General features: G+C 59.7%; 1 protein-coding gene and 3 tRNA genes. All 4 read left to right on the top strand.

Annotated features, from left to right (window positions below):
* The first annotated feature begins 1904 nt into the window (after positions 1-1904).
* A tRNA-Tyr gene (locus LGN17_RS36405) sits at positions 1905-1990 on the top strand.
* A gap of 43 nt (positions 1991-2033) precedes the next feature.
* Positions 2034-2107 (top strand) — tRNA-Gly (locus tag LGN17_RS36400).
* A 24-nt stretch (positions 2108-2131) separates the two neighbouring features.
* Positions 2132-2206: transfer RNA gene (locus LGN17_RS36395), tRNA-Thr, on the top strand.
* Between the two features lie 66 nt (positions 2207-2272).
* On the top strand, positions 2273-2408 hold a 136-nt coding region (locus tag LGN17_RS36390), incomplete at its 3' end, for a GTP-binding protein (protein WP_242460920.1).

Here is a 2408-nt window from a genome sequence, read left to right as displayed (position 1 = left end):
AGTGCGGATTCCCGTGTGAAAGTAGGTAATCGTCAGGCTCCCTAAGCCAGAAACCCCCGCCCGAAAGGCGGGGGTTTTTGCATTGGCGCGAAGGAAATGCTCGGCGATCGGGATGGACGGCCTGGCTGGAGCTGAAACGACGAACGCGCTGATTGAGGCGCCTCCCGTTCTCGAGCAATCCGCAGCGCTGCGCCACTGATCGAGCTGGTTCCGCGCTGCTAGCTGGCGCAGACTGGAACCCACAGTCAAACATCCACCTACCCGCTGTTCACGACGATGGAGATCAGGTCGAGTAGCGACTCCATCACATACCTGACTACCTCTCGGCCCAGGTTTCAGCGTCGTGGCCTGGTGTGGCATCGCCAACCGTCCGATTGCCGATTATCGGGCGTCGTTCATCGGCGTCTCGAGCTCATCCTCGGGCAAAATCACCATTGCAATTCCGTGCTTATCGAGCATGTTTCGCGGCTTCCGTCGCCACATGAGCCGTCAGCTCGATCCGGGCACCGGGTCACGTCTATCGGACGTTCTGGTGTGTTCTTGCCGCGAGCGTTGGACCACTGTTGGCCATCGAGCGCGTGAAGTCGGACCGCGCTCGGGATGGCATCGCGTAGCCATCCCAAGGTGTTTGTGTCTTAATTCGCTGCATCTTCGCTCAGGTTGACTCACGCGCAGAAGCGCGCGTGCAGCCCGCCGGATGGAAAAGATCGGTGTGTAGCCTGAACCAGACGTCCGCGAGTTCATCAACGGGATAACATCAGAAATCCGCGCTGTTCCTTTTGACGAGCACGGACTGCCTATCGTGCAACACATGGATTTCTTCGGCGAGTGAACAGGCAGTGCCGCCAAAGCAGCCTCGTCCTTAGCCCATTAACGCGACGTGCGTGCCGCCGCCGTCGATGCCGGTCGATCGCTACCCGGCCCGGGGTGCGGAGCCATCGCCTGGTGGAAACCGGTGGATCGAGTTCCGGCCTTGATCTCGGGTTAGCACGACCAACGCTGGGCAGCGAGCGGAAGATGTCGAAGACCGGATGTCGAAAGTCAGCGTTCCGGCGTCGTCGGATGGATGCGGGGCGGAGAACGCGCCGGCGTCGAATCCTCCGCAGGTATTGGCGTTCAGCTGCACGAGGCTGGCATCGTATGGGCAAGCGGGCTGTCGTACACATGCCGCGGATTCGTTGCGATAGGCCGACCAGATACCGAGGTTGGTCGGCTTCAGCCGATCATATGCGGCGAGCCCGGCGGCTACCGCCGGGCGCCCTGGAGCGTGGTTGTCAACCAGGGCCTGCTGTTCGGATCCTGGCGATCATGCTCGCGCGACCGGGGAGCGACAGATCGCCGGCACGTGCGGTCAAAGCCATGAAGGCCGTCACAAGGGCGGGCAGGCGCAGAAGGATCCGGGCCGTAGGCGGGCAGTTGCCCCGCGATGGTATCGCGTCTGTCGCTGAGGTCGGCAAAGGCCGGGCCGCCCCCTGACCTCCCGTCGGCAGTCTTGTCCAGAGGGCCCGATGCAGTTACTGGAAAACGCCCGAAAGCTCAGTCATGTATATCGCCTGCTCGTCGAGCCAGACAACCCATGAATTAGGAAGCGACGTCTCAAAAAACATCGGAGAGGGTCAATGAAACCGCCCGGCACGAAATTTGCGGAAATTTTCGTTTACCCGCTTGGCAGAGTGCGCGAGAGGTCGTATGATGGCGGTCTTTCGTTTTCAGCGTAGATGCAGATCGACGTTGAGGGCGGAGTCTGACGAAGATGTGGCATTGATCGGTAGCACCCACGCTTGCCTCAGCCGGGCAGGGGCGGGAGGTCGATGGTCAAGCGGGCGTCAGGAAGAGAGTGAAAATAATCTTCCGGATGTGCTTGACAGAAGTGCGATGCACCCCCATAATCGTCAGTTCTCTACGGAGGGGTGCCCGAGTGGCTAAAGGGGGCAGACTGTAAATCTGTTGGCTTACGCCTACGTTGGTTCGAATCCAACCTCCTCCACCAAGATATCAGCGCAGTGAGCGGTAAGGAATCGTTTGTGGCCCGTGCGGGTGTAGCTCAATGGTAGAGCAGAAGCCTTCCAAGCTTACGACGAGGGTTCGATTCCCTTCACCCGCTCCAGACCGCGAAGTTGAAGCTTAAAGCGCCCATGTGGCTCAGTGGTAGAGCACTCCCTTGGTAAGGGAGAGGTCGGCAGTTCGATCCTGCCCATGGGCACCAGCAGTAAAAAGTCAGTGTCTTGTTTGCGCGCGGCGCAACCTGTGAAATTCCTTTTGGGAGTTGAAAATGGCCAAGGAAAAGTTTGAGCGGACCAAGCCGCACGTGAACGTTGGTACGATTGGTCACGTTGACCACGGCAAGACGACGCTGACGGCAGCGATCACGACGGTTCTGACGAAGAAGTTCGGCGGCGAAGCGAAGG

The sequence above is a fragment of the Burkholderia sp. AU30280 genome, from assembly GCF_020420125.1.
In the GTDB taxonomy this organism is placed as follows: domain Bacteria; phylum Pseudomonadota; class Gammaproteobacteria; order Burkholderiales; family Burkholderiaceae; genus Burkholderia.
Note: the sequence above shows the minus strand (reverse complement) of the source record. Positions and strands in the feature narration are given on the sequence as shown.